At 50.1% G+C, this 26,755-nt stretch carries 23 protein-coding genes; 8 read left to right on the top strand and 15 right to left on the bottom strand.

Annotated elements, in window-relative coordinates; genetic code table 11:
- Nucleotides 1-108: 108 nt before the first annotated feature.
- The 6 genes from N0B36_RS01695 to rclA form a co-directional block, all read right to left on the bottom strand.
- Nucleotides 109-876: a bifunctional diguanylate cyclase/phosphodiesterase gene (locus N0B36_RS01695; protein WP_016152160.1), complete on the bottom strand. Its 768-nt coding sequence runs from the start codon at nt 874-876 to the stop codon at nt 109-111.
- Nucleotides 877-977: 101 nt separating this feature from the next.
- Nucleotides 978-1,565 carry a helix-turn-helix transcriptional regulator gene (locus tag N0B36_RS01690; RefSeq protein ID WP_019076223.1) on the bottom strand — a complete coding sequence of 196 codons (588 nt, stop codon included), beginning with the start codon at nt 1,563-1,565 and terminating at the stop codon, nt 978-980.
- A gap of 24 nt (nt 1,566-1,589) precedes the next feature.
- A complete protein-coding gene (locus N0B36_RS01685; protein WP_259685797.1) occupies nt 1,590-2,276 on the bottom strand; it encodes a flagellar brake protein in 687 nt (228 codons plus the stop codon).
- 578 nt (nt 2,277-2,854) lie between these two features.
- The gene (gene rclC, locus N0B36_RS01680) at nt 2,855-3,415 is read right to left on the bottom strand and encodes a reactive chlorine resistance membrane protein RclC (protein WP_016152157.1); all 561 of its coding nucleotides are present in this window, start codon (nt 3,413-3,415) and stop codon (nt 2,855-2,857) included.
- A gap of 11 nt (nt 3,416-3,426) precedes the next feature.
- Nucleotides 3,427-3,663, bottom strand: a complete 237-nt coding sequence (gene rclB / locus N0B36_RS01675) for a reactive chlorine resistance periplasmic protein RclB (protein WP_049282516.1) — start codon at nt 3,661-3,663, stop codon at nt 3,427-3,429.
- A 164-nt stretch (nt 3,664-3,827) separates the two neighbouring features.
- The gene (gene rclA, locus N0B36_RS01670; protein ID WP_259685796.1) at nt 3,828-5,153 is read right to left on the bottom strand and encodes a reactive chlorine resistance oxidoreductase RclA; all 1,326 of its coding nucleotides are present in this window, start codon (nt 5,151-5,153) and stop codon (nt 3,828-3,830) included.
- Between the two features lie 235 nt (nt 5,154-5,388).
- Here rclA and rclR point away from each other — a divergent pair, with 235 nt between their 5' ends.
- Nucleotides 5,389-6,243 (top strand): reactive chlorine-specific transcriptional regulator RclR, encoded by an 855-nt coding sequence (rclR, locus tag N0B36_RS01665; RefSeq protein WP_259685794.1) that lies wholly within the window; start codon nt 5,389-5,391, stop codon nt 6,241-6,243.
- A 51-nt stretch (nt 6,244-6,294) separates the two neighbouring features.
- Here rclR and N0B36_RS01660 read toward each other — a convergent pair whose 3' ends face one another.
- The 4 genes from N0B36_RS01660 to N0B36_RS01645 form a co-directional block, all read right to left on the bottom strand.
- Nucleotides 6,295-9,438, bottom strand: coding sequence for a CusA/CzcA family heavy metal efflux RND transporter (locus N0B36_RS01660; RefSeq protein WP_200107519.1), 3,144 nt, complete (start codon nt 9,436-9,438; stop codon nt 6,295-6,297).
- Nucleotides 9,439-9,449: 11 nt separating this feature from the next.
- Complete coding sequence (locus N0B36_RS01655) at nt 9,450-10,742, bottom strand: efflux RND transporter periplasmic adaptor subunit (protein ID WP_259685793.1); 1,293 nt, start codon at nt 10,740-10,742, stop codon at nt 9,450-9,452.
- A 76-nt stretch (nt 10,743-10,818) separates the two neighbouring features.
- The gene (gene cusF, locus N0B36_RS01650) at nt 10,819-11,166 is read right to left on the bottom strand and encodes a cation efflux system protein CusF (protein ID WP_259685788.1); all 348 of its coding nucleotides are present in this window, start codon (nt 11,164-11,166) and stop codon (nt 10,819-10,821) included.
- Nucleotides 11,167-11,198: 32 nt separating this feature from the next.
- A complete protein-coding gene (locus tag N0B36_RS01645; RefSeq protein ID WP_016155924.1) occupies nt 11,199-12,581 on the bottom strand; it encodes an efflux transporter outer membrane subunit in 1,383 nt (460 codons plus the stop codon).
- 195 nt (nt 12,582-12,776) lie between these two features.
- On the opposite strand from N0B36_RS01645, the gene cusR reads away from it, so the two are divergent.
- From cusR to N0B36_RS01615, 6 genes are all read left to right on the top strand, one after another.
- Complete coding sequence (cusR, locus tag N0B36_RS01640) at nt 12,777-13,460, top strand: copper response regulator transcription factor CusR (RefSeq protein ID WP_016152149.1); 684 nt, start codon at nt 12,777-12,779, stop codon at nt 13,458-13,460.
- The gene (locus tag N0B36_RS01635; protein ID WP_141874940.1) at nt 13,450-14,901 is read left to right on the top strand and encodes a Cu(+)/Ag(+) sensor histidine kinase; all 1,452 of its coding nucleotides are present in this window, start codon (nt 13,450-13,452) and stop codon (nt 14,899-14,901) included. The genes cusR and N0B36_RS01635 overlap by 11 nt, the downstream gene beginning before the upstream one ends.
- 246 nt (nt 14,902-15,147) lie before the next feature.
- Complete coding sequence (locus tag N0B36_RS01630) at nt 15,148-15,474, top strand: copper-binding protein (RefSeq protein ID WP_311044821.1); 327 nt, start codon at nt 15,148-15,150, stop codon at nt 15,472-15,474.
- Between the two features lie 368 nt (nt 15,475-15,842).
- Nucleotides 15,843-16,349 carry a hypothetical protein gene (locus tag N0B36_RS01625; protein ID WP_259685778.1) on the top strand — a complete coding sequence of 169 codons (507 nt, stop codon included), beginning with the start codon at nt 15,843-15,845 and terminating at the stop codon, nt 16,347-16,349.
- Between the two features lie 14 nt (nt 16,350-16,363).
- A complete protein-coding gene (locus N0B36_RS01620; RefSeq protein WP_016155920.1) occupies nt 16,364-16,615 on the top strand; it encodes a membrane lipoprotein lipid attachment site-containing protein in 252 nt (83 codons plus the stop codon).
- An 80-nt stretch (nt 16,616-16,695) separates the two neighbouring features.
- Complete coding sequence (locus N0B36_RS01615) at nt 16,696-17,499, top strand: MBL fold metallo-hydrolase (protein ID WP_259685774.1); 804 nt, start codon at nt 16,696-16,698, stop codon at nt 17,497-17,499.
- 69 nt (nt 17,500-17,568) lie between these two features.
- On the opposite strand, the gene N0B36_RS01610 is transcribed toward N0B36_RS01615, so the two are convergent.
- Together N0B36_RS01610 and N0B36_RS01605 are read right to left on the bottom strand one after the other, a co-directional pair.
- Nucleotides 17,569-20,013, bottom strand: coding sequence for a trimethylamine-N-oxide reductase 2 (locus N0B36_RS01610; RefSeq protein WP_259685768.1), 2,445 nt, complete (start codon nt 20,011-20,013; stop codon nt 17,569-17,571).
- A 20-nt stretch (nt 20,014-20,033) separates the two neighbouring features.
- Complete coding sequence (locus tag N0B36_RS01605; RefSeq protein ID WP_259685766.1) at nt 20,034-21,128, bottom strand: NapC/NirT family cytochrome c; 1,095 nt, start codon at nt 21,126-21,128, stop codon at nt 20,034-20,036.
- Between the two features lie 528 nt (nt 21,129-21,656).
- Between N0B36_RS01605 and uspF the strand changes: the two genes are divergently transcribed.
- A complete protein-coding gene (gene uspF / locus N0B36_RS01600; protein WP_016152141.1) occupies nt 21,657-22,085 on the top strand; it encodes a universal stress protein UspF in 429 nt (142 codons plus the stop codon).
- Nucleotides 22,086-22,325: 240 nt separating this feature from the next.
- Here uspF and torD read toward each other — a convergent pair whose 3' ends face one another.
- From torD to torC, 3 genes are read right to left on the bottom strand one after another with little or no spacing between them, the layout of a single operon-like run.
- Nucleotides 22,326-22,940: a molecular chaperone TorD gene (gene torD / locus N0B36_RS01595; protein ID WP_191220270.1), complete on the bottom strand. Its 615-nt coding sequence runs from the start codon at nt 22,938-22,940 to the stop codon at nt 22,326-22,328.
- Complete coding sequence (gene torA / locus N0B36_RS01590) at nt 22,937-25,477, bottom strand: trimethylamine-N-oxide reductase TorA (protein ID WP_016152139.1); 2,541 nt, start codon at nt 25,475-25,477, stop codon at nt 22,937-22,939. The genes torD and torA overlap by 4 nt, the downstream gene beginning before the upstream one ends.
- Nucleotides 25,467-26,645 (bottom strand): pentaheme c-type cytochrome TorC, encoded by a 1,179-nt coding sequence (torC, locus tag N0B36_RS01585; protein WP_016152138.1) that lies wholly within the window; start codon nt 26,643-26,645, stop codon nt 25,467-25,469. Before torC ends, torA begins: the two co-directional genes overlap by 11 nt.
- Nucleotides 26,646-26,755 lie beyond the last annotated feature (110 nt).

Genomic DNA, 26,755 nt, shown 5'->3' with positions numbered 1-26,755 from the left:
TGATGCGCTTAACGTATCAGGCCTACGGACTGGCGGAGAAAGCGCGGGAGCGGCCCTCTGGCAACGCGAAACAATCGAGGTTCAGGGGAACAACAGAGAGGGAGAATATTAAGGATTATACTGCGTCAGGAGTAACGGGATCTCTTCTGCCAACACCGGGGGAGAAATGAAAAAGCCTTGAATTTTGTCACAACCAATCTGCATCAGCCGGTCCAGTTCGGACTGGGTTTCCACCCCTTCAGCAAGAACTTCAATACCAAAATTGTGCGCCAGTGAAATTATACCCTCAACAATCTTTGTTGAACGGGTATCGGGTTCAATGCCGGCGATAAATTCCTTATCAATTTTTAAGGTATCAAAAGGATATTTCAACAGATAGTTAAGATTGGCGTGGCCGGTTCCAAAATCATCAAGGGCAATTTTGACCCCTATCGCCTTCAGCTCCGTCATATTTTTAGCCGCGACCTGACTGTCGCACAGCGGCGACGTTTCCGTGACCTCTATCTGGCATCGATGGGGCGGGAGACCACATACAGTAAGATTTTTTCTGACGCGTTGGGGTAACAGCGGATCGCAGAATTCAAGCGCGGAAATATTGACGGACAATACAAGGGGCTCTGGCCAACGGGTTGCCACATCCCAGGGAGTGTGGGTAACCATATCTTCAATTGACATGATATTGCCGCTGTCTTCCAGCAAGGTAATAAAAACATCGGGAGAGATCATCCCCATCTGGGGGCTATTCCAACGCATTAATGCTTCAAACCCGCTAATACGCTGATTACGCAAATTAAAAATTGGTTGATAAACCATATAAAGCTGACTGGTATTCAATGCCTTTTCAAGCGCGGTTAACACCTCACTAGAATTAAACATTCCTCTCTCCCTCAACAAATCATAAAAATTAAAAACCAGTCAATATCACTCCCGAATTGTATCTACTATTAGGTGTGTTACATCAGAATAGAATGGCCAGGTTAGGGTAAAAAAGACATACGATGGGTAAATCTGACAATTAATTTATTTAATTCCGAGGTATTGGTCAGTCCCAGCTTGGTGACGACCCTCATTTTATGCGCCTGGATAGTTTTATAATTCAGGCTAACTAACTCTGAAATTTCTCTGGCGGTATATCCGTTTACCAATAAATTCAGAATCTGCTGCTCTCTCTCGGTTAATCTTTTCTGTGAACGATACAGCCGGGGATTCCATTTCCCGGCCGTTAACGACGCCAGTTGACCGAAATCGCGCAGTGAAGATTTCTCCGTCAAAACTATCGTTTTTTCAACATATAATAACTCTACACATAATTTCGCCACCAAACTATCAGCAATAATTACCACGACATTATTATAAAACTTGAAGCGGTTTTTATTCAAAAACTGCACGATAGTTGAACATGGTTGTTCGTTATCAATGATATTAAAAACCATGGTTTGATGCTGGCATAATGATGACTGATGCAACATATCCTCAAACTGGAATGTTTGTATCGGTACATGTTTGCTTGTCAGGTAGGCGAACAAACCGTTGCCCACAAAATTATCACTGCCACACATCAACATCCTGTTCATCGCTCCTTATCAGCATCAAATCTTATTACTCATTAAAAATTTAATAATAATCTTCTCGACCTCTGCCTCTTCACGACGATTTTTAAAATCGAACTCACATGAAATCTGATGACAGGCATACAATTGATTATCCTCATCAAATTCATTGATCATGACGACATCGATCACTTTCAAATCCAGCTGTAACCTGCCAAACGTATCAAAATCCAGCGCGGCATTTTTAATCACCGCATCTTTATAGAGAAAACGGGAGTTCACATCTTTAACAATTAATGCACAACCGCCCTGCGAGATGTTTTTAATCTTCAGAGAGTAGTTTTCTCCGTTTTTGTAACGACCAAAACAGAAAAAGTCGTAACCCTTCAGGAAGGAAAAACGCTGATTTTGTCGCTGCTGGGCAAAGAAAATCATATCCGGGATGAAGTAGGATAATCCTGCTTGTACACCTGCTGATAAGGTTTGTTCGAATCTGGCACTAAATTTTACAATCCCACTCTCACTGTGCAGGATAAAGTACTGGACCTTTTCAGGAACAATGTCTTCGTGTCCGGAGATGACAAACCGCTCGAAATCAATCTTCTCTAACTGCGTGATAACACTATGGTTTTCACATAAAACTTCAAGTTTCGTTTTCTTGTGCAACTCTTCACGAAGGGTAGCGATGATTTCAAACTTGTTGTCCTTTGCTAATCCAAAGCTCATTCTAAAACCCTTATTTCCATATTTAAGATATGTCTCGCTTTTGGTTACTCACAAAACGCAAGATCAGCATCCACCCCTGGTGCTTAATTACCATAGTGGATTCCATGTCGAACAGTTGGTTAAAAATTAAGTTTTTAACTATCTTTAGCCATTTATTGATACGTAAAAACATTTAATCAAAGTTAATTCTAGCTGAAGCCATGCCTAAAACCACATGAAGTTGTTGGCTAACTATAACAAAAGAGAATAATAAAATTCTTTGAGATGTCATTTTGAGATAACAAATAGCAAGAACTACACAGAAAAAAATAGAGGGAAATGAATGGGTTTTGATGGAAGGACCACGCAGTATGCGGACTGGCGTGCTATCGCAAGAAGAAGAGAAAATGCTTACTGCACTATATCATTAACCAGGAATATAGCTCCGACTAGTTATTGTGAAAAAGTGAATAATTATATTTCACCTGTAAAATAAATTTACCTTAGGGCAGAAAAAAGGCCAGCATCCTGCTGGCCCGGTAATTACCGAATCGAACTATAGAGGCTTACTGTCTTACAGAGGGTACAACGTTAAAAATTCAATACTTTTGCTTAATAATTGATCGCGATGAATCTGCGATGATCATCACCGCTCCCGCCAGCATTAATGTGTCTTTCAACACCAGACGCCCGGCTCCGGACAAGTACGGAAAACCGTGGTGCAAATCGCCCAGTGGCATCACCCATGCTTCCGGTGTGGTAATTAAAAATGATAACGTCACAATCGGAGTAGCAAATGCCAGTACGCCACCAATTAATCCCAACCAACGGCTAACAGGATTAGCCAGCACCAGCAATGCGATCAGCACTTCGACTACGCCCAGGCCATTGGAGAACGTATAGGTGTTATTCGCCTTCTGCCATTCCCGCTCCTGCGGTTTAAACTCACCTTCGTGGGTTAAATGCTGCTTATATTCTTCTGGATGTTCATAAAAAAATGACATTACCGGACTATTGGCAACAAATGGCGTAATACTATCGGCTTCGTAAGGTACAAATTTCAATAAGCCAATCCAGATAAAAACAATGGCAATACTCAGGCGAATCAATGTTAATCCAATTCTATCGCCCTTGCTGAGTAAACGCAGATACTTTTCCATTCAGACTCTCCTCACTTGTACAAAATTGCGGTTGCGTGAGTGCTGCTATCAATGCGCATTGAGGTGATTTTCCAGGAAGTTGCCTTATTTTCCTGCGCCAGTCTGGCGATTGCATGTTCAACAACAGAAGGTGCGGCGGCAATTGCCGACACGCTGACGCGGGCTACTTCGACCGGCTGTTGTGCCAGTGCAGAAAATGTCACCGGCGCGGTCAGTAAAGCAGTCAACAATAATGAAGTTTTAAGCATGTTCATTTCTATTTCCATTAACAAGTAATTTCACTCGTAATAGAATAAAACATTATTGCTTATCTTATTTCCTCCATGACGCCAGAATAACTGTTCATGAGTATTTCTTTATATATGATAAAAAAAAGCCCCACACAGGTGGGGCAATCATGCAAACTATATTATTATTTTATTAGAGAGAAGAGATCGTTCAGTGATTCGCTCATGCTCGGATGAGTAAATATTTGATCGCGCAATGTCGTGTAAGGTAAACCAGCATCCATAACGGTTTTAATGATATTAATCATCTCATGAGAATCCACGCACAGCAGCGATACGCCTAATATCTGTTTCGTTTCGCGATTTACCACCGCTTTAAGTACGCCACGCGTGTCATTCATCACCCGTGCACGCGGGATAGCCGCGACAGGCAGGGTGACAACCTGGACCGCCGCGCCGCTGGCGCGAGCTTGTTCTTCTGTCATCCCCACGCGGGAAAGCGGCGGCGTCATAAAGACAGAATACGGTACGTTTTGGCGATCGCCGGTGTTACGTAATCCCTCGCCTGACAGGTTGTCGCGCACAATACGGAAGTCATCCAGCGAGATATAGGTGAATTGTAACCCCCCCGTCACATCGCCCATGGCCCAGATATTGTCTGCCGAAGTACGCAGATATTTATTCACCACAATGGCACCGCGCTCGTTGACATCCACACCCGCATTCTGCAACTGCAGATTTTCAGTTGCCGGTTTGCGACCCGATGCCACCAGTAGCGCATCCACAGTCTGGACGCCTTCCTGCATTTGCACCTGCACCGCGCCGTCATGGGACGAAACCGCCTGCACCCTGGCATTGAGGATAATCTCAACCCCTTTGTCGCGTAAAATGTTGGCGATAGCGTCGGCAATATCCCGATCTTCGCGGGCTAAAAACAGTGGGGCGGCTTCATAAATGGTGACCTTACTGCCAAAGTTGGCAAACATTGATGCGAATTCAATACCAATATAACCGCCGCCCAAAATCCCCAAACGTTCCGGACGTTGCGTCAAACTTAACAACCCGGTGCTGTCAAACACGCCCGGTGTAGTCATTAACCCTGCCACGTTTGGCATCGTTGCTTGTGCGCCGGTATTAATAAAGATCTTTTCGCCGCTTAGTTCAATCTCGCCTGTTGGCTGCACGACCCGCACCGTATGGTTATCAATGAATTCAGCACGGCCTTCAATCACATCTACATTTTCCAGATCGGCAAGATTATGGAAATTTTTATCACGCAGAAAGCTGACAACGGAGGCCTTGCGCAGCATCGCCGCAGCAAAGTCATGCTGAAGTTCAGCATCGTGTACCAGGGTTTTGGTGGGAATGCAGCCGATATTGATACATGTCCCGCCATACATGGTGTTTGACTGTTCAATAATCGCCACTCGCCAGCCCGTTTTCGCCAGGGTAGCCGCCAGCGTTTTACCCGCTTTGCCAAATCCGATAATAATCGCCTGATACTGATTCATGCTGTCTCTCCACCATGTCACTGTTCGTTTGTTGAACTGAAGTATAGGTTTAACGATGCATGAACAATGTATCCATATCGCGCAAATCACTGTCAAATCGTCTAAATAACTACCATCTCTCTTCCACTCAATCTATCGAGACAATAAACTAACACCATAAATTTATTTAAGAAATAATGAGTAACAGCGTTACTTCATCTCGACAAGCATCAACAATAACTGCTCAGGAGTCTTTATGGATGCACTTAGCCGATTACTTATGCTTAACGACCCGCAGGGCTCGATTGATCAAAACTGCCTGCTGAGCAGGGACTGGCAACTGCCGCACGCGGCGGGTGAGCTGTCCGTTATCCGCTGGCATACGGTAACCCAGGGTTTTGCTCAACTGGATATGCCAGACGGAACGTCTTCTACGTTACGTCCAGGAACAATAGTCATTCTGCCTCAAAACTCCGCGCATCGGCTGTGCCAGACAGGGGAAGAACAAACGCATATTGTCTGCGGAAGCCTGCGATTGCAGGCATCTTCACGCTATTTTTTAACTGCCCTTCCGGAAGTATTAATACTGGCACCAGAAGATGACAGTCCCATTAGCCACTGGCTGAAGGCCATGATTGCGCTGATGCAGCAGGAATACATCAACGATCTGCCAGGCTCCAACATCGTTTGCAGCCAGCAATGCGCTACGCTGTTCGCGTTAGCCGTTCGCGAGTGGCTATCCCAGCCGATCCCCGCTAAAAATGTGCTGAATTTACTGCTGCACCCAAGGCTGGGTGCCGTTGTCTTCATGATGCTGGAGTCACCGGCTTTTCCCTGGACTGTCGAAGAACTGGCAAAGCGTGCCCATATGTCGCGGGCCAGCTTTGCGCAGCTATTTCGTGAAGTCTCAAACTCCACGCCGCTGGCGGTGTTAACCGAGCTACGCCTGCAATTCGCCGCCCAGATGCTGTCACGCGGATCGCAGCCGTTGATCGTTATTGCCGAGTCGGTGGGTTACGCCAGCGAATCATCGTTTCACAAAGTCTTTTTACGGGGATTTGGCTGCACGCCGGGCGAGTACCGCAAACGCGTGAAAGCGCTGGCGGCATAACGCACCGCCTGCTTCGGCAACAAAACCGACGCAGGCGAGCGCTTCAAGGCATTACTTTTGGCTGCGATGCCTGTGCAGCCACATCAGCTTATAAGCTGCCGGAATAATAAACAGCGACAGCAATGGCGCGGTAATCATGCCGCCAATCATCGGCGCGGCAATGCGGCTCATCACTTCTGAGCCCGCCCCTGTCCCCCACAAGATTGGCAACAGGCCCGCGATAATCACCGCCACGGTCATCGCTTTCGGACGCACGCGCAGCACCGCGCCGTGATACAACGCTTCATCCAGCTTATCCGCCGTAAAGGTTTGCGGATTTTCCAGTGCAGGCTCGGCTTCAATAGCATGGCGCAAGTACATCAGCATCACTACGCCAAACTCCGCGGCAACGCCGGCCAGGGCGATAAACCCGGTTCCGGTCGCAACCGACATATGGAACCCCATCCAGTAGAGGAACCAGATCCCCCCTACCAGCGCAAAGGGCACGCTGGTAATAATCAGCAGCGCTTCACCAAAGCGACGGAAAGCCAGATAAAGCAGGACAAAGATAATCATCAGCGTCATCGGCACCATCAGTTTGAGCTTATGGCTGGCGCGTTCAAGCAGCTCGAACTGCCCGGAAAACGCCACGCTGGTCCCCGGCTTTAACTGTACGTTTTCAGCGATCGCTTTTTTCAGATCGTTCACCACCGAAACCATGTCACGGTCGCGGGCGTCGATATAAATCCAGCTTGTGGGTCGCGCATCTTCGGTTTTCAACATCGACGGACCAGAAACCACTGTCACATCTGCAACATCAGCCAGCGTGATTTGCTGCTTCATGGGAGTCAGAATGGGCAGATTACGCAGCGCTTCCGGGCTATCACGATAGCTCTGCGCATAGCGAAGGTTAATCGGATAACGTGCAATCCCTTCCACCGTTTCGCCCACCATCGCGCCTCCGACCGCGGAGGTGACAAACAACTGTACCGCGCCAACGGTCATACCGTAGCGGGCTGCTTTCTCCCGATTAATGTCCACATTAATATAGCGCCCGCCCACCAGCCGCTCAGCCAGCGCCGAAGCGACGCCCGGCACGGTTCTGGCTACCTCTTCGATTTGTTCCGCCGTGGCGTCGATATCAGCCAGAACGTTACCTGACACCTTTATCCCAATCGGGCTTTTGATGCCGGTAGAAAGCATGTCGATACGGTTACGAATAGGCGGAACCCACAGGTTCGCCAGCCCTGGCAAGCGCACGGTTTTGTCGAGTTCGGCGATGATTTTGTCCATCGTCATCCCCGGACGCCACTGATCCTGCGGCTTCAGTTGGATCGTTGTTTCGACCATTTCCAGCGGCGCGGAATCCGTTGCGGTTTCCGCCTTACCGGTTTTACCAAACACACGCGCCACTTCCGGAACGGTCATGATCAGCTTGTCGGTTTTTTGCAGCATATCCGCCGCCTGCGCCGCCGAAATCCCCGGCAGGGTTGACGGCATATACAGTAGATCGCCTTCGTTAATCTGCGGCAGGAATTCACCACCGACTTTATTCAGCGGGTAGATAACCGTCAGTATTGAAAGCACCGCCACCAGCAGGGTGGTTTTAGGCCAATGCAGCACCTTCAGCAACAGCGGATGATAAATACGGATCAGGAAACGGTTAAGCGGGTTACTGCTTTCCGCCGGAATTTTGCCACGGATCCAGAAACCCATCAGGATCGGAATGACGACAATAGCCAGAAACGCCGCGCCTGCCATGGCATACGTTTTGGTGAACGCCAGCGGGCCGAACAGTCGCCCCTCTTGCCCCTCGAGCGTGAAAATAGGGATAAACGACAGGGTGATAATCAGCAAGCTGATGAACAATGCCGGGCCGACCTCTACCGAGGCATCGGTAATAACCTTCCAGCGCGTTGCGTTATCCAGTTTTTCATCCGTATGCTGATGTCCCCACTCTTCGAGCCGCTTATGGGCGTTTTCAATCATCACGATCGCGGCATCGACCATGGCCCCGACGGCAATGGCAATGCCCCCAAGCGACATGATATTGGCGTTCAGCCCCTGGAAATGCATCACGATAAACGCGATACACAGTCCCAGCGGCAGGGAAATAATCGCCACCAGCGCCGAACGCAGATGCCACAGGAACAGCGCGCACACCAGCGCAACAACGATAAACTCTTCCAGCAGCTTATAGCTCAGGTTATCAATAGCGCGATCGATGAGCTGACTGCGATCGTATGTTGTAACTACCTCAACGCCTTCCGGCAGGCTGCTTTTCAGCGTGTCGAGTTTGGCTTTAACGGCGGAGATCACTTCACGCGCATTTTTACCGGAACGCAGAATTACCACCCCGCCCGCCACTTCGCCTTCACCATTCAGTTCGGCGATCCCACGGCGCATTTCCGGCCCAATCTGCACACGCGCGACATCGCGCAGGTAAACAGGTACACCGTCGGCCCCTGTTTTCAGGACGATATTATTGAAGTCATCAAGCGTTTGTAGATACCCACTGGCACGGACCATATATTCCGCTTCAGCCATCTCAACAGACGAGCCGCCCGCCTCCTGATTCGACGTATCCAGTGCAGATTTCACCTCCGCCAGGCTGATGCCATATTGCGTCAGCTTCATCGGGTCGATAACAACCTGGTACTGTTTAACCACGCCGCCTACCGAGGCCACCTCTGCCACGTTCGGAATCGTTTTTAACTCATACTTTAAAAACCAGTCCTGAAGAGTACGTAACTCTGCCAAATCGTGTTTACCGCTGCGATCGACCAGCGCATATTCAAAGATCCAGCCGACGCCCGTGGCGTCCGGTCCCATCTCCGCGCTGACCCCTGCCGGTAATTTTCCCTGAACCTGGTTGAGATACTCCAGTACGCGCGAGCGCGCCCAGTAAGGATCGGTGCCATCTTCGAAAATGACGTACACATAGGAATCACCAAACTGCGAGAAACCACGTACGGTCTTCGCGCCCGGTACCGACAGCATGGTGGTGGTCAGCGGGTAAGTCACCTGATTTTCAACGATTTGCGGTGCCTGCCCTGGATAGCTGGTTTTGACGATCACCTGAACATCAGAGAGATCGGGCAACGCATCAACCGGGGTATTGATGATGGTCCAGGTTCCCCAGATACTGAGAAACAGCGCCCCCATCATCACCAGAAAACGGTTTGCCACCGAACGGCGGATAATCCATTCAATCATTTATCATGTCCTCAGTGTGAATGGGTCGCCTGGGCTGGCTTTGCGGATGCGTCTTGCGCACCACTGTTCTGCGCGCGCATACGATCCAATGCGCCAGAGATATTCGCCTCGGAATCAATCAGGAACAGACCACTGGACACCACTTTTTCACCTTCAGTCAGGCCTGAGCGGATAGCCGTCAGCCCTTGAGATTCATGGAATACCGCAACCTGCTTCGGTACAAATCGACCTTCGTTATCGACGGTGATCACCCGTTGCTCGGTGCCTGTATCAATCAACGCCTTTGAGGGGATCAGCAGCATCGGTTCACTTTGCGTTTTCAGTTGCAGGTAAGCATTCATCCCCGGCTTGAGCGCCTCATCAGGGTTATTGACCTGCAAACGGATCTGCAGCGTACGCGTGGTGGCATCGACACTTGGCAAGATATTCCACTTGCTAATGGTGAAAGGCTTATCCGGCCAGGCGGGCACGGTGATGGTAAATTGCGAGGCGTCTTTGATCAGCCAGGCGATAGATTCCGGGACCGACGCGCTGACCCATACCGGGTCCATCCCCTGAATTTTCGCAACCACATTGTCTTTGGAAATGTTCATGCCGGTACGCAAATCGAATGCGGTAATCACCCCATCAATAGGGGCTTTCAAGGTAAAGCGGGTCTGAATTTTACGCGTCGATTTTAAGCGCTGAATATCCGCTTCCGGCATACCGGCCAGACGTAATCTCTCCAGAATCCCTTCCACCTGTGTCGCGCTGCCGCCGGTCTCCCGCAGTAACAAATATTCGCTTTGCGCCTCAACCCAGTCGGGAATCGTCAGATCGATAAGCGGCGCACCTTGCTTAATTTTGTCGCCCACGGTTAGCGGGTAAACCTTCTCGATAAAGCCTGCGGAGCGGGCCTGGACAATAACAAACTGGTATTCGTTATAGCTAACGTTAGCCGGGAAAGTTTGCGCATAGTGCAGCGGGCCACGGCGCACAGGTTCTGTTTTCAGACCCAAATTTTGGGTCTGAGTAGGATCGATACGCACGCCAGGCTCTGACGCGCTCGCGGTCTCTTCATCGGCATATTTGGGGATCAGATCCATATCCATAAACGGTGATTTACCCGGCTTATCAAAGCGCGTGTTCGGGTACATGGGGTCATACCAGAACAACACTTTTCTGGCTTCTTTTTGCGAAGCCTGCCCGGTTTCAGCCGTTACGTTTGCTGATGAATAATAAGTATAAATACCGACAGAAATAACCCCACCGGCAATCATGCCAGTGAGAATAAGCGCGGTATTTTTAATATTTAAAGACGCCATAGTGATTTCCATTGCGCGATAGTCTCACCCGAATTTCGAAGAATTCGGGCAAGAATAAAAGAGACCAGCGAGAACGTTATTTACTGATGTGAATATCGCGTAACACAGAGATATTTCCCTGCTGAACAAACGTAAACGCAACCTTATCGCCGGGTTTAATATCGTCAGCCTTGGTGTCGGCAACCCGCGTAAAACGCATCGTCATGGCAGGCCAGTTCACCGCGGGAATGGGATCATGCTTGATCGTGATTTTTTTACTTTCTTTATCAATAGCTTCAATCATCCCGGTGGCGCTAATGACGTCTTCCTGTTGGGCCGCTGGCTGCATGTTCATCATCTCGCCATGCTGATGCTCATTGGCCTGAGCGTTAAACATGACCACAGAGAAAAAGCTAAACAACACGGCTTTGGCGGTAGTATTCATACTTGATGCTCCTGAAAAGTTAATATTAAGGATTACTCCACCCAACCGCCGCCTAAGGCAGCAAACAGCTTAATTTCATTAACCTGTTGGGCGTAATTAAGATCGAGCAGCGATTGCTGCGTAGCGAATAAAGAACGTTCGGCGTCCAGTACTTCGATGTAGCTAACCGCACCATTTTGATAAAGCGCTCTGGCGCGTTGTAAGGTGATTTGCAATGACGTCAGGTAGCGCTGCTGACCGCTAATTTGATCGGCAATGCTTTGGCGCAACACCAGCGCATCCGCCACCTCTTTAAACGCGTTCTGAATTTTTTGTTCGTAATTCACCACCGACTGCTGTTGGCGAATTTCAGCGAGGTCGAGATTGGACTGATTACGTCCGGCGTTAAAAATGGGAATATCAATTTTGGGGACAAAATTCCACATGCCGCTGGTCGCATTAAATAAGCTGGAGAGATCGCTGCTGCTGCTGGAAACCGAACTGGTCAAGGTAATCGACGGGAAAAACGCTGCCCGTGCGGCGCCGATATTGGCATTCGCCGCCATTAATCCGTGTTCAGCTTCCAAAATATCCGGGCGCTGCAACAGGATTTGCGACGAGAGCGACGGCGGCAGCGTTACTGGTTTAATATCTCCGCTGCTGCGCATCTGGTCGTTGGGTAATTTCCCGTACGTACCCAGCAACAGTTGCAGCGCGTTGTTGGCCTGCGCCAGTTCACCTTTACGCTTCGCGATTTCGCTGCGCGTGCTTTCAATCACGCCCCGCGCCTGTTCCAGCGCCAGTACGTTGGTGCTTCCGGTCAGCAACTGCTTCTCAACAAAAGCGTAAGAACGCTGATAGTTTTGCAGCGTTTCTTCGGCAATTTGCAGTTGTGCATAAGCCAGACGCTGATTGAAATAACTTTGCGATACGTTGGAGATTAATGAGATGTGTACCGCCCGACGCGCCTCTTCGCTGGCAAAGAAGTTCTGTCGCTCGGCTTCACTCATATTTTTCAGCCGACCAAAGAAGTCCAGATCGAAACTGAGATTGAGTCCAGCTTCGAATTCACGATCGGTGCTGCTATCGCCTTTTAATTTGCCGCTGTAAGTACCACTGGAACCTGCCGTGATTTGCGGATAGCGATCAGCGTCCGTGACGCCATATTGCGCTCTCGCTTCCTGAACTTTTAGCACTGCCATACGTAAATCGCGGTTATTGACCAGCGCCTCGCCAATCAGCGCCTTTACCTGGGAGTCAACGAAGAAGCTCCGCCAGCCCGTGTCCTGATATCCCACCGGTGCAGAAACCAGGGCGTTCTGGCTTAAGGAGAATTGCTGCGGTACAGGCAATGTCGGACGCTGATAGTCCGGCGCCAATGAACAACCGGCGAGAACGAATACAGCGCTGAGGGTAAGAAGCTTAAATTTGCTCATAGTTCTTCTCGTCCTGACCGGACTGATGGCCCTAAAAAATGTAGGAATTTATAGTGTTGTACTTTAACGAAGTGACTCTGTTTAAGCGGTGACAGGAAAATGACAAAACTGTCATTTTCCCAATAACCGATTGCTATCCGATCCCGCTTCCCTAGAATTGAAAGTCCGCACAACCCGTGTGAGAAGGAGAATGCGATGAAGGTGTTGATAGTCGAAGATGAGAAAAAAACCGGTGAATACCTGACGAAAGGCCTGACGGAAGCGGGTTTTGTCGTGGATTTAGCGGATAACGGCCTGAACGGGTACCACCTGGCGATGACCGGCGATTACGACCTGCTCATACTCGACATCATGCTGCCGGATGTAAACGGCTGGGATATCGTACGGATGCTGCGTTCCGCTAACAAAGGGATGCCCATTCTTCTCCTCACCGCGCTGGGTACCATTGAACATCGGGTTAAAGGTCTGGAATTAGGCGCTGATGATTATCTGGTCAAACCGTTCGCCTTCGCCGAACTGCTGGCGCGGGTCAGAACGCTGCTGCGCCGCGGGGCGGCGGTGATTGTCGAAAGCCAGTTTCAGGTCGCGGATTTAATGGTCGATCTGGTCAGCAGAAAAGTCACCCGCAGCGGGACGCGTATTACCCTGACCAGCAAAGAGTTTACGCTGCTTGAGTTTTTCCTGCGTCATCAAGGGGAAGTTTTACCCCGCTCACTGATCGCTTCCCAGGTCTGGGATATGAATTTTGACAGCGATACCAATGCCATCGACGTCGCCGTTAAGCGTCTGCGCGCCAAAATTGATAACGATTTTGAGCCGAAACTGATTCAGACCGTACGCGGCGTGGGATATATGCTTGAGGTTCCTGATGCCCAGTAAACGATGGCGGCGCCCTTTTTCGCTGGCGACACGACTGACCTTTTTTATCAGTCTGGCGACGATCGCTTCATTTTTCGCCTTTGCATGGATAATGATCCACTCCGTGAAGGTCCATTTCGCCGAGCAGGACATCAATGATTTACAAGAGATCAGCGCCACGCTGGAGCGGATTATTAACCAACCCAACGAGCCGGAATCACGCCGTCTGGAAACGCTAAAAAACGTGGTTGAGGGCTACTCGAACGTCATTATTTCTCTGGAAGATAGTAAGCAGAAAGCCATTTTTCATTCGCCAAATGCGCCGGATCTCCGGCAATTTATCGCTAGCGCAAGACCGGATAAAAATGCCCATGCCAGCGATGTTTTTATTATATCCGGCCCAACACTGCAAACGGCCAAACATATTCACGGACAAAAAACGTCGTCTAACTGGCGAATGATTCGCCTGCCGGTAGGAAAGCTGACTGATGGAAAAGCGGCGTATACGCTGTATCTGGCGTTATCGATCGATTTTCATCTGCACTATATTAACGACCTGAAAAACAAACTGATTATGACGGCATCGCTGATTAGCATGATGATTGTATTTATCGTGCTGTTCGCTGTGTATAAAGGCCATGAACCGATCCGTAATGTCAGTCGGCGCATCCAAAATATCACCTCAAAAGATCTTGATGTGCGCCTCGATCCGCAAGCGGTCCCTATTGAACTGGAACAACTGGTAAGTTCGTTTAATCACATGATCGAACGCATCGAGGATGTATTTAAACGTCAGTCGAACTTCTCGGCAGATATTGCCCATGAGATCCGCACGCCAATAACCAACCTGGTCACACAAACGGAAATTGCGCTCAGCCAACCCCGTAGCCAAAAAGAGCTGGAAGACGTGCTGTATTCCAATCTTGAAGAGTTTGGTCGTATGTCGAAAATGGTAAGCGACATGCTGTTTCTGGCGCAGGCAGACAACAATCAGCTTATCCCGGAAAAGACAGCGCTTAATCTGGCCGATGAGGTTGGTAAAGTGTTCGATTTTTTCGAAGCCTGGGCAGAAGAGCGCGAGGTTGGCTTACGTTTTGAAGGACGCGCATGCTGGGTTTCAGGCGATCCGTTAATGCTACGCCGGGCAATGAGTAATCTGCTTTCAAATGCCATGCGCTACACGCCAAAAGGCGAGTCGGTAACCGTGCGGGTGAAAGAGGCGGATGGCCTGGTCCAGATAGTCGTGGAAAATCCCGGCCCCCCCATTCCCCCACAGCATCTATCGCGGCTATTTGATCGGTTTTATCGGGTTGACCCTTCGCGACAGCGTAAAGGCGAAGGCAGCGGTATTGGCCTGGCGATTGTGAAATCGATTGTTATCGCCCATCAGGGGAAAGTCTCGGTGACATCCGATCAGCTTGCCACCCGTTTTATTCTGACGCTGCCCAAGCATGCGATGTAATTTATGATAATGGCGTTGATACCTTAAACAATTCGAGTTGCAGGAAGGCGGCAAGAGAGGGAATCCCCGGTCACTTACTTAAGTAAATGACTGGGGTGAACGAGCGCAGCCAACGCATATGCAGCTTGAAGTATGAACGATATATATCATCACCGATTCTCTGACATAACCGTCATAGTCCTGTCACGCCGCTGACAGCCCTCACCAATTATAATTTCTTCCGTAAACCCAAACAGGAGAAATATGATGAATAAGATATCCTCTTTTTTCGCTATCGCGTTTTTTATTTCAGCTGGCGTTAATGCGGCAGACACACCCAAAATGCATCAGCAGGCCGCAGCAGCCCATGAAATGATGAATAACAGCAGTGCCCCTGCACATCAACAAATGGCGCAAGAACACGTCGCGCAGACGAATAATTCAACGTCAACGCCATCCCAGGCACACCCCTTTTCACAAATGAATAAACATGAAAAAGCGATGGTCGTTCACCAGTCAGTGAATAACGGTCATTCATATGCCCATGAGGTTCAGGCCAGGCAGCACCGTGCACAGATCCCCGCGCAAGGGTAACGTTGTCCTGTGTTGAATAAAATGTCCATCAATACGCTATGTATGAATATTGCGGACAAAACGCGCCACGCAGGCCTGTCCATTTACAAGCCTGCGTTCCTGCCGTTAATGTCAATATTAATATTTCTTTAAACACTTCATTAAAAAGTAAATATAATTAAGCGTTTTATCTTACTTGTATAAAATACGTAATTCACCTGCTTGTAATGTTGCATATTACAGCCCCCACGCTCTCACCATTAATATAAATTAGGATTACCCCTGGTATGCGTCATTAATATTTAATGGGAGACTGCCGTCGTCGTAAACATGACACTCGAACAGTTCGTATTCCTATAAATAAACTTAATGATGATAGTGAGCAAAAAATGAAAAAACGTCTGCTGACCCTCTTTGTCCTCAGCCTGACAACGGCCACAACAGCATGCGCAATTACCCCGGCAATGCAGAAAAAGTATGAACATTCAGGTTGTACGCAAATGAGTGAACTCAATGGCTGCGATATCAATAAATCCTATCAGTGGAACCGCGATCATGGCTTTATTGAGAACGGCAACAGCCAGCAGAGCCGTCATCATCGTCATGGTGAAGAGCAGCAAAATACCGCTGACCGGGATAACCACGATAATGCCGATATTTACGGCAAATTCAGCGGAAATTACGTAGCCAAATTTGCCAATGGTCAACGCAGCGTTGATATTCACGTCGAGGGTTCCAGCGTGTACGTCAATGGTAATGAAGTGCGTGACGTAAATACCTATCAGGATACGATGACTTTCCGTGTCGGCTATGCCACTTACACCATTAAAACGAATGGTCGCGGTAGCTGGAATGACAGCGATGCCGGGAATGCTGGCAAAATTGTGCGCGAGTAACGGATACCGCCACAATGAAAAAACTGATTTCCACGTTGGTTATTATGGCTAGTCTGTCGGGCTGTGCCGAACATCCTTACCTTTCTGCAGCCGCTGCTGGTATTGGGGCCGCAGCAGTTGCCACGGCGATCGCTAATCACAAAAACCGTGAAGCCAACCGTGATAAAGAGCATGAACGCCAGGAGCGCGAGCAAAGGGAGAACCAGCATGCGTGGCGGCATCGTCACCATCACTCCGATGATGACGGCCATTACTATCACCGCTAAGTCAGCACAAAGAGCGCTGCGATCACAGCGCTCTCAACGGTCATGTATTACAGTATGTCGTTTTAATACTGGAGTCAGGCATGGCATTAACCCTCACGGTATTGCTTGAAAACAGGCGCGCTGCGAGCGCAGATAAATCATTACGGGCAAAGCCTGGATTAAGTCTGTTAGTTCAGGATGAAACCACCACCATACTATTTGATACCGGCCCGGACGACAGCTTCATACTTAATGCCGCGCAAATGGGCGTAGACCTGACGCAATTGACCGCCGTGGTTCTTTCGCACGGCCATTACGATCACTGTGGCGGCGTGCCGTGGCTGGCGGATAACAGTCGTATCATTTGCCATCCCCAAATAGCCTGCGAGCGGTACGCCTCAATAACCCTGGCGGGAACGCCAAGAAAAATAAAAAAACTCTCGCGTGATAACGACTACTCTCGACTAATCATGGAATACACCCGTGAACCGTTGGCGATCAGCGATCGATTTTTGTGGTCCGGCGAAATTAGTGTCGCCACTCCACAGGCCTATGGCGTTATTAGCGAGAAAACACCTCAACCGGATTACATCAGCGACGAAGGCGTATTGATCTATAAATCTGATCGCGGGTTAGTCATCATTACCGGATGCGGGCATCGGGGAATAGAGAATATCGTACGCCATTGCCAAAACATCACCGGCGTTAACCAAATTTACGCCCTCGTCGGTGGGTTCCATTTACGCACCGCCTCCCCCGCTAAGCTATGGCGAACCCGACAATTTATTAAGCTACAACAACCAGAAAAACTACTCGGCTGTCATTGCACCGGTTCGTGGGGTCGATTGTGGCTACCGGGAACTGACGCCCCGGCAACGGGAGATGTGATTGTGCTGGCAAAGTAACGGCGATAAGAGATTGCCATACCAGCAATAAAAAGCGGGAGCCTTACGGCCCCCGCTTTTCAACCATCATTACAGAGTGACGATTGCTGGCTCATCAAAGACGGTGAGTTTTGGCGCTTCGCCGGTGAATTTCTCTGCGTATACCAGGCTGGTATTCCCCGCGCAGCCATTCGCCAGCCTTGAGGTTGGGATATCCGCCGTCAGCACGTTCGCGCCGCCATTTTTGCAGATACCGTTCTCAATATCTGGCCATGCGCCTTCATGGATACAGATGATTCCCGGTTTGATACCGTCACTGATGTGTGCCCCCACCAGCACCTGTCCACGCGCGTTCCATACGCGTACCAGATCGCCCTCGGCAATACCTCTGGCTTTCGCATCATCCGGGTGAATCGTTACCGGCTCACGATTGGCAATCGCGTACTCTTTGCGCAGCGAAGCGTAGTTCAACTGACTATGCAGACGATGTGCCGGGTGCGCCGTCAGTAGCTGCAGTTGATCTTTATCCGCAGTTCCTTTCCATTCATCGGGTTCAATCCATGACGCATGCGGCGGACAATCTTTGTATTGATAGCCTTCAATCGTTTTTGAGTAGATTTCTATCTTACCGCTCGGCGTTCCAAGCGCATTCATCACCGGATCGCTGCGGAAATCCGCGTAGCGTACATATTTGTTATTCTTTTCATTCTCACGCATTTCGATCAGTTTGTTTTGCTGCCAAAACGCGTTGAACTGAGGCATGGCGATACGCTGGGCGCGGGCGGCTTTTTGTGCGGCATCATAGAACTGCTTCAGCCAAGCCATTTCATCTTTGCCCTCGGTGTAGACCGCCTTACCGCCAGGCTTGAGCATCTCCGCCAGATCGGCAAATACGTCAAAATCACTGCGTGCTTCAAACTGCGGCTCAATGACCTGCTTCATCGGCACCAGATGTTGGTTACTGTAATCACCGGTCATGGTCAGATCGTTGCGCTCAAACGACGTGGTGATCGGCAGGACTATATCGGCATGTTTGGCCGCTGCGGTCCAGTAGCACTCAGAGATGACAACCAGTTCAGGCTTCTGCCAGGCTTTGATTAAACGGTTAGTATCCTGATGATGGGTAAAGTTAGCGCCGCCCGCCCACCAGATCATTTTGATATCCGGGAAGGTTTGCTCTTTACCGTTATGCTGATATTTGCCGCCTGGATTTTCCAGCGCTTCGACAATTCGCGCTACCGGCAGGCTGATCACCGCATCGGAAACCGCCCAGTCGTTACCCGCAGATGACCCACCCTCAATTTGGGCGGAGATGGCTGGCAATACCCCCCCGGTACGCGTTGGGTTACCGCCGTTGGAATAGTGATAAGAGAACCCGAAACCACCGCCTTCGGTACCAATTTGCCCCAGCATCGCCGCCAGAGTCACCAGCATCCAGTGTTTTTGCTCACCGTATTGCTGGCGCTGAATCCCCCAACCCGCCATGAGCATGGTTTTATTGCTGGAGAAAATTTCCGCCAGCTTCTCCAGTTGCTCCGCAGGCACGCCGCACACGCCGGAAGCCCACTCGGCGGTTTTCTCTATTTTGTCGCTCTTGCCGAGCAAATACTCTTCAAACTGCGGATATCCGGTGGTGTATTTTTCCAGGAAGGCTTTGTCATGGAGATTTTTCTTCACCAGCGTATGGGCGATCCCTAACATCATCGCCACATCGGTCCCCATATGTGGCGCAATCCAGGTCGCATTATCACCAAAGAACTCAATGGTTTCGGAACGCATCGGATCGATGGCGATGACGCTTTTCCCTGATTTCTTCAGCAGATTAAAGTATTCAATCCCCTGTTCATCCGTGCTGCTCCAGGCAATCTTGAGGGTATTGAGCGGGTTCATACCCCACAGCACCACGACCTGACTGTGCTCAAGCACCATCGGCCAGGTGGTTTGCTGCTCATAGACTTCAACCGATCCCACAACGTAAGGCATGATCACCTGCGCGGCACCGGTTGAATAATCTCCGGTATGACCTACGTAACCACCGGCCATGCTCATATAGCGTTGCAGTAAGGTTTGCGCTTTATGCAGAACGCCGCTGGAGCGCCAGCCATAAGAACCAGCAAATATCGACGCCGGGCCATAGCTGCTACGGATCCGGCTATGCTGCTCATGTATCAGTTTCAGTGCCTGCTCCCAGCTAACCCGCACGAAAGGATCGCTTCCACGTTTACCATCCGCATTACCCGGGTTTTCCAGATAGCTTTTGCGCACCATCGGATATTTTACGCGGATATTGGTATGGACCTGATCCGGCGCGGTTTGCTGTAACGAGTTCGGCACCGTTTTAGGCAACGCGCCTTTTGAGGAAACCACTTTGCCATCTTTTACTTCCACGTATACCGCGCCCCAACGTGCTGCCGTCAGAATCGCTCCGCCATTTTGGCCTTCGGCCCAGGCCGGCATTGGGATCACCGAAGAAATCGCCATTGTCCCGGTTGCCGCGCCAGCCGTCTTAATAAAGTCACGTCTTGTGAGTTTCATGATTTCTCCTGATTTATCGCTTATTTGTTCATGTCTTTAGCGTTGTACTGGAAGTAACGGCTCAGGATATCCAGTTCGTTTTCACTGATATTGGTGCGAGCGCCCATCCCTTTTGCTACTGAAGGCCAGGCGTTGAGCGTGAAATGATTCGCCGGAATTGGCGCATGGCAGCCCGCGCAGTACACATTGTCGAGTTTGCGTGCGTAATCCCACATCAGTTCACGGCTGGCGAGAGCGGAACCGCTCCATTCACCCTGCAGCACGACATCTCGCCACACATTGCCGTAATCATCTTTTTTCCAGTCGGAGAGGATCTTCAGCGATTGCTGACCTTTTTCACTCAGGCTGGCAAGAATCAAACGCTGTCCTGCCGCGTAGTAAATGACCTGTTCATTTCCCTGCATCTGGCTACCGCGAATCTCGACCTGTCGCGTATTGTCCGTTGTTTTCAGAACCTGCATTTTTGTTGCCGGGTAAACGGTTCCCAAATCGCCCAGCGCGGTGTTGCTTACGGCATAAAGCTCTGTTGCCGAAGCAGGGGTGGAGGCGGACTGCGCTTCAAGCCCTTTGAGCGCGCTGTCATCCATTTTTATTTCAGGTGGAAAATGGGCGACGCCTTTGTGGCAATCAATACAGGTTTGCTTTTCCTCAATGCCCATTTTGTGCATTTTCTGGGCCTCTGCGCGTTGTGCGGCAAGATCCATCGCGTCCATGCTGTGACAGCTACGGCAGGTCGCAGAATCGCTCGCTTTTAGCTGTGCCCAAACGGTTTGCGCCATTTCCAGACGGTGTTCTTCAAATTTTTCTGGGGTATCGATTTTTTTGGTTATGAACTGATGATAAACATCTTTTGAGGCCCGCAGTTTAGCCACCAGATAATCCAGGCCGCCCTGGGGGATATGACAATCAGCACACTCTGCACGAATACCTTTCTGATTCTGAAAGTGAACCGAACCGGTATATTCCTCATACGGTGCTTGCATCGTATGGCACGATAAACAGAATTCCGTGCTTGAGGTTTTGTGCAACGTCCATTGCCCTGCCAAAACGATAACAGCACCAAGAACAATGCACAGCAGCATCGTCCCGAGGATGGTTTTATTTATTTTTCTCATCTTTTATTCCCACAAGACGAATACCCTTTAATGGGTAGACAATAATTACCCTAACGCGGCTACTTATTGATATTCATCAAACGCAGAGGGAAATGAGAATCAGCATGTGGGTAAGTTTGAAGGCGCTCGCATAATTAATAAGAACGAAATTAAATATAAAATACCTTTTTAAAATCAGAGGATTGAACCAAGCCCAAGGTTTAATTAACCATTAATCATGGAAACGTCAGAATAAAAATTTAATGAGTGCTGAATGGCATTAAAATTATGCCCTTGGCAATAGTCGCTATATAATAAAATATACAATGAAAAAACATAAAAACGAACCCTTTTCTATTACGTGATAACACGTATTAATGAAGATACCCCTCTTGTGGTTGTGCTCAGATATACATTCACGACAAGAGTTGTGACACACACCTATCATTGACGCGCATTTATGCATGCAACCTTGATCTGGTCACTTATTATACAGATTCGATTTTCGCTACACTCTGGGTAGAGGTAAACAAACAGGAGGTAGTGAATATGTATCGCTCAATTCTGGTACCCATTGATATCTCTGAAACCGATTTAACCCGCCATGTTGTTCCACAGGTCCTGGCGCATGCCAAAACCGCTAAGGTCCACTTTTTAGCCGTTATTCCTACCGTTCCGTTCTATGCCTCGCTGGGGCTGGCTTACTCAACAGAATTCCCGGACAGAAGCGGTCTGCAGGCCAAGGCCAGCGAAAAACTCGAAGAGATTATTAAGCAGTTCAATATTCCTGCAGGCAGGAGTCAGACTCACGTCGTTTACGGCCCGCCGAAGGATCAGATCCTCAAACTGGCGGAAGCGGTAGACGCTGAGCTTATTGTTATTGCCTCACATAAGCCTGGTTTTAGCACTTATCTGCTGGGTTCAACGGCTGCTGCCGTAGTACGCCATGCAAAATGTCCCGTGCTGGTTGTGCGGTGATAGGGTCAAAATGGGGGCGAATTTGCACTAACGTTTATAAGTTAAGCATTCTTGAGAACATGTGATGCTTGCTCAGGGTTCCGTTCACCTCAGCGGTAAATGTAGCAATATACCGGAGGCAACAGATTCATTGCCTCCGGATGTCCCACTCTCAGTTACTCATTACGGCCATTCATTTTCGTTAAAATGACAAGCATTAGAGCGAATGCATTCCCGTTGTTCTGTGGCTTAGGCCATCACTCAGTTCTGAATATCCAGCCTGACCAGTGCCAGCAACAGCTGACTCAGCGCGCCATAGAAACCAAAGTCATCATAGCGGCGGCATTTGGCGGTGAATTCCGGTAACCAGCGTAACAGCCCCGCCAGCGTTTCTCTGCGCAGCGCATCAATACGCTGGCGGCTAAACCCGGACTCTCCCAGAGAAAAATGCAGATGACTCAGCAGTTCGATAAAAATTGCCAGATGATCGGCTGACTCGCTAAACGTTTCGCTTACCTGCATGCCAGCATCGGCTAACAATCGTTTAATGACCCCGTAATTCGGCCCTCCTTCAAGATGGGCCGACGCATAGGGTAACGCCGCGTGTTTTTCCGTCATCAGAAACAGGCTACAAAAATCAGCCGCCAGTTCGAGGGTTGCGTCCTCACGCACCTGAAGCGCAGCAATTTTCTCCTCCAACTGAAGGACTTCCGCTTCAAGCGACGGTTCACCTTTTAGCACCGCGAACCACTCAGCCATTTCGCTGGACTGCAAAAGTGCCAGGCTGTCATCGTCACGTTCCCGGGAAAACAACTGCGCCAGCCAGGCGTAAACGCAGGCCATCTGTTCTGTTGTAAGGGAAGAGTGTTTTATCATGACGATACCTTCTCCGCCGGAACATATTCGCACTGCGCCACCATTTTTATCGGGCCGCTGAACGCCGTCACGTTATCCACCTTGCCGGTATATTTCTCAATTTCCACCAGCGTGGTATGAGCGCTGGTCGCCTGTGCCAGTTGAGACGTGCCGATATCGATTGTTAATACGTTTGGATTGCCGTATTTACACAGCGCCCCAGTTTCTCCGCCGTTATCAGGGTCGTACCAGGCACCTTCATGAATACGCGCCACGCCTGGCGAGTAGAGATCGGAGACAACCGCCCCGGCCAGTACTTGTCCACGTGCGTTAAAGACACGGACAATATCACCGTTGCGAATCCCCCTGACGCTGGCATCCTGCGGGTTGATAAACACCGGCTCTTTACCGCTTACCGCATAATGCTTACGCAGCGCTTCAGATTCACAAAGCTGCGAGTGCAGACGGAAATCAGGGTGAACAGATTGCAGATGCAGTGGCCAACGCTGCGACCCGGGTCCACCATGTGAGCGTTCGATTTTCTCAAACCACATCGGATGCCCCTGGCAGTCGTCATACTGCATACCGGCAATGGTTTTCGAGAAAATTTCGATCAATCCGCTCGGCGTGCCCAGCGGCTCAAGATCGGGGTCTTCGCGGAATGCCTGATGACGTACAAACATCTGCGGATGTTCGAATTCAACGTACTCTTGCTGATTCCAGAAAACGTCAAAAGCGGGGAGATGAACGCCGCGCCCTTTCCCCTGCTGGCTTCCTTCCTGCCAGATCCGTTTCAGCCACCCCATCTCATCCAGCCCTTCGGTAAAGGCTTCTTCACGATTAAAGCGGCGGCAGAGATCGCGGAAAATATCGAAATCATTACGTGCTTCAAATTGCGGCTGCACCAACTGTTTCATGGCGATAATGCCGCGGTTGGAGTGGTTGCCATACTGGTCAAGATCGTTACGCTCAAACTGAGTCGTTGCGGGCAATACGATGTCAGCGAATCGACAGGTCGAGGTCCACTGATTATCGATGGCGATAACGGTTTCCAGCTTACGCCAGCCCTCAATAATACGATTGATCTGCTGGTGACGATGGAAAGGGTTGGTCCCGGCAAAAACGCACATCTTCAACGGCGGCAACTTAACGGTTTTGCCGTTCCAGTTAATTTGTTTACCCGGCTCAAGAATCGCATCGATAAAACGCGCGATCGGGATGGTGCTGCTGTACCCCTTATAATCAGTGCTGTCATGCACAGGAGGTACGGTGGTGGAGCCAGAAAAACCGCTCAGGATAATCCCTTTGCGGCTTGGCGTGCCCGCGCCGTTGTAGTGCCAGCCAAAGCCGAAGCCACCGCCGGGTAAGCCGATTTGTCCAAGCATTGAGGCCAGCACCACGATCATCCACGCCCACTGTTCCCCGTGCTGCATACGCTGGACGCACCAGCCGGCAATAATCTGCGTTCTTCCGCCCGCCATTTGCCGCGCCAGTTCACGAATCGTATCGGCATCAATCCCGCATATTTTTTCCGCCCACTGGGCATCTTTAGGCTGTCCGTCACTTTCCCCCAGCAGATATGGCAGAAACTGCTCAAACCCAACGCAGTAGTTATCGAGAAAATGCTTATCGTAGAGCTTCTCGGTATAAAGTGTGTGCGCCAGCGCCAGCTGTAGCGGCACATCGGCCTGCGGATTCACAGCGACGTGTTTAACCTTGTCGCGGCCCAGGTAGTCGTGCGTCGAGGTGATGACCGGATCAACGCTGATAACCGAGATCTCGCCGCGCGCCACTTTTTCTTTCAGTTGTTCGTAGTATTCATAAACATCATGATCCGGGCACCACCAGTTCGCCTGCTGGTTTTTAATCAGGTCGGAACCCCACAGCACAATCGTTTTGCTGTTTTTCAGCACCAGCGGCCATGAGGTCTGCTGTTCATATACCTCCATTGACCCGACCACGCGCGGCAGAATCACCTGGGCTGCACCAGTGGAATAGTCGCCCCCGGTACTTACGCTGTTGCCGTGCAGCGCAATGGCGCGCGCCAGCATCCCCGAGGCGTTATGGAACATGCCGGTTGATTGCCAACCGCTGGCCGTCAGCAGCGCGCTCGGGCCATAGGTCTTCTGAATTCGCTCCAGCTCCTGATAGAAGAAGTCCAGCGCTTCATCCCACGAAACGCGCACAAAGCGGTTATCTCCACGCTGCGTGGTATCGCTCTGATGGCGTTTACGCAACCAGTCGACGCGGACCATTGGATAGCGAATACGCGCCCCACCATGCACGTGATCCGGCAGTCCGGCGATCATTTTTGACGGGTACTTATCACGCTCAAACGGTTTGGCTTCAATAAAACGCCCATCAACCACGGTGGCGCGGATTGCCCCCCAGTGAGATCCGGTCAGGATCCCCTCTTTGACGCCAGTTCCCTGCACCTCTGCGGCGTTGGCGCTGCGCGGTGTGAGCAGCGAAGGTCCTAACATACCAGCGACGGTCAAGCCGCCCAACTGCAGTAGAAAACGACGGCGAGATGCCTGAAAGAGATCGTTATTTTTCATTGCTTTCTCCCTTATCGCCATGCGGCTTGTCCGTGGTGTCAGAGGCATTCATCTGCAAATATTTCAGTAAGGTACGTTCTTCACGTTTATCCAGACTGGTAAATCCAATCATGCCGTTCAACGTGCCAATCCAGCCGTTGGCGTCAAAGTGTTCTTTCTCAGGTGCGCCGTGGCACTGGTTACAGGTTCCGTTATAGAGCGAGTCGGCATAAGCCCAGATTGGCTTAATGTCGTTAACCATATCGCCCTTCTGCATCCAGGCGGTGGCCTGCAGCTTGCTCCACTGCGTGTTCGTTTCCGCGACGGTCGTTTGCTCCAGGGTTTTCACGTGCTGCTGAATGTCGCCACGAATGGAGGCCACAAAAATGCGTTTACCTGGCAATTGCGCCAGCACGCGCTGACGCCCGTTACTCTCTGTCCAGCCCACAATCTCAATTTGCAGCCAGTCGCCGTCACGCTTTAACACTTTTACTTCAGAAGCAGGCAGCAGTGAGCCCGCAGGTTCTTTATCCCCTTTGGCGGCATAAATAGGTTTGATGTCCAGGGAATAGAGCGTATCGCCATCGTCGTTTGCGTTGGCGCGTAACTGGTCAAACTGCTTGCGGAAACCGCTGCTCATATCGGGAAGCTGATGCGCAATACCTTTATGGCAGTCAATACAGGATTGATTGTCCTTGGCCGCAATCTTCATCTGACGCGCAGCTTCAGGGTGCTGTTTCGCGTGATCCATCGCATCATAGTTATGACAGGAACGACAGGTCGCGGAGTTGTTCTCTTTCATTCGCGCCCATTCGCGCTCCGCCAGCTCGGCACGTTTGGCTTCGAATTTCTCAGGAGTATCAATAGAGTGGGCAACAAAGGTCTGGTAAATATCGTTGCTGGCCTCCAGCTTACGTTTCACCATGCCAGGGATATCGGATGGAATGTGGCAATCATGACACTCTGCGCGCACCCCGGAGGCATTCTGAAAATGCGCAGACTGTTTATATTCTTCATAAACCGGCTGCATGCTGTGGCAGCTCACGCAAAATTCGGTTGAACTGGTTAATTTAATGCCAACGTGCGGTAAGACGATCAGCGCGATACCGACCACCATTCCGATGACGACCAGCGCCAACACTGACCAACGTGCGCTCGGTCTGAGCAGCGCCCTCCATAGTTTCCGCATAATAGCCCCTGTAAATATATGGTTTAGTTACAGAGGATCTTATTTCGCAAATGTGAACGGCAACACTGGTCAGGATGAATGGCTTACGGCACAATGTGAACAGATATGAA

It is taken from the genome of Citrobacter sp. XY323 (assembly GCF_025106035.1).
Taxonomy (GTDB): Bacteria; Pseudomonadota; Gammaproteobacteria; order Enterobacterales; family Enterobacteriaceae; genus Citrobacter; species Citrobacter braakii.
Note: the sequence above shows the minus strand (reverse complement) of the source record. Positions and strands in the feature narration are given on the sequence as shown.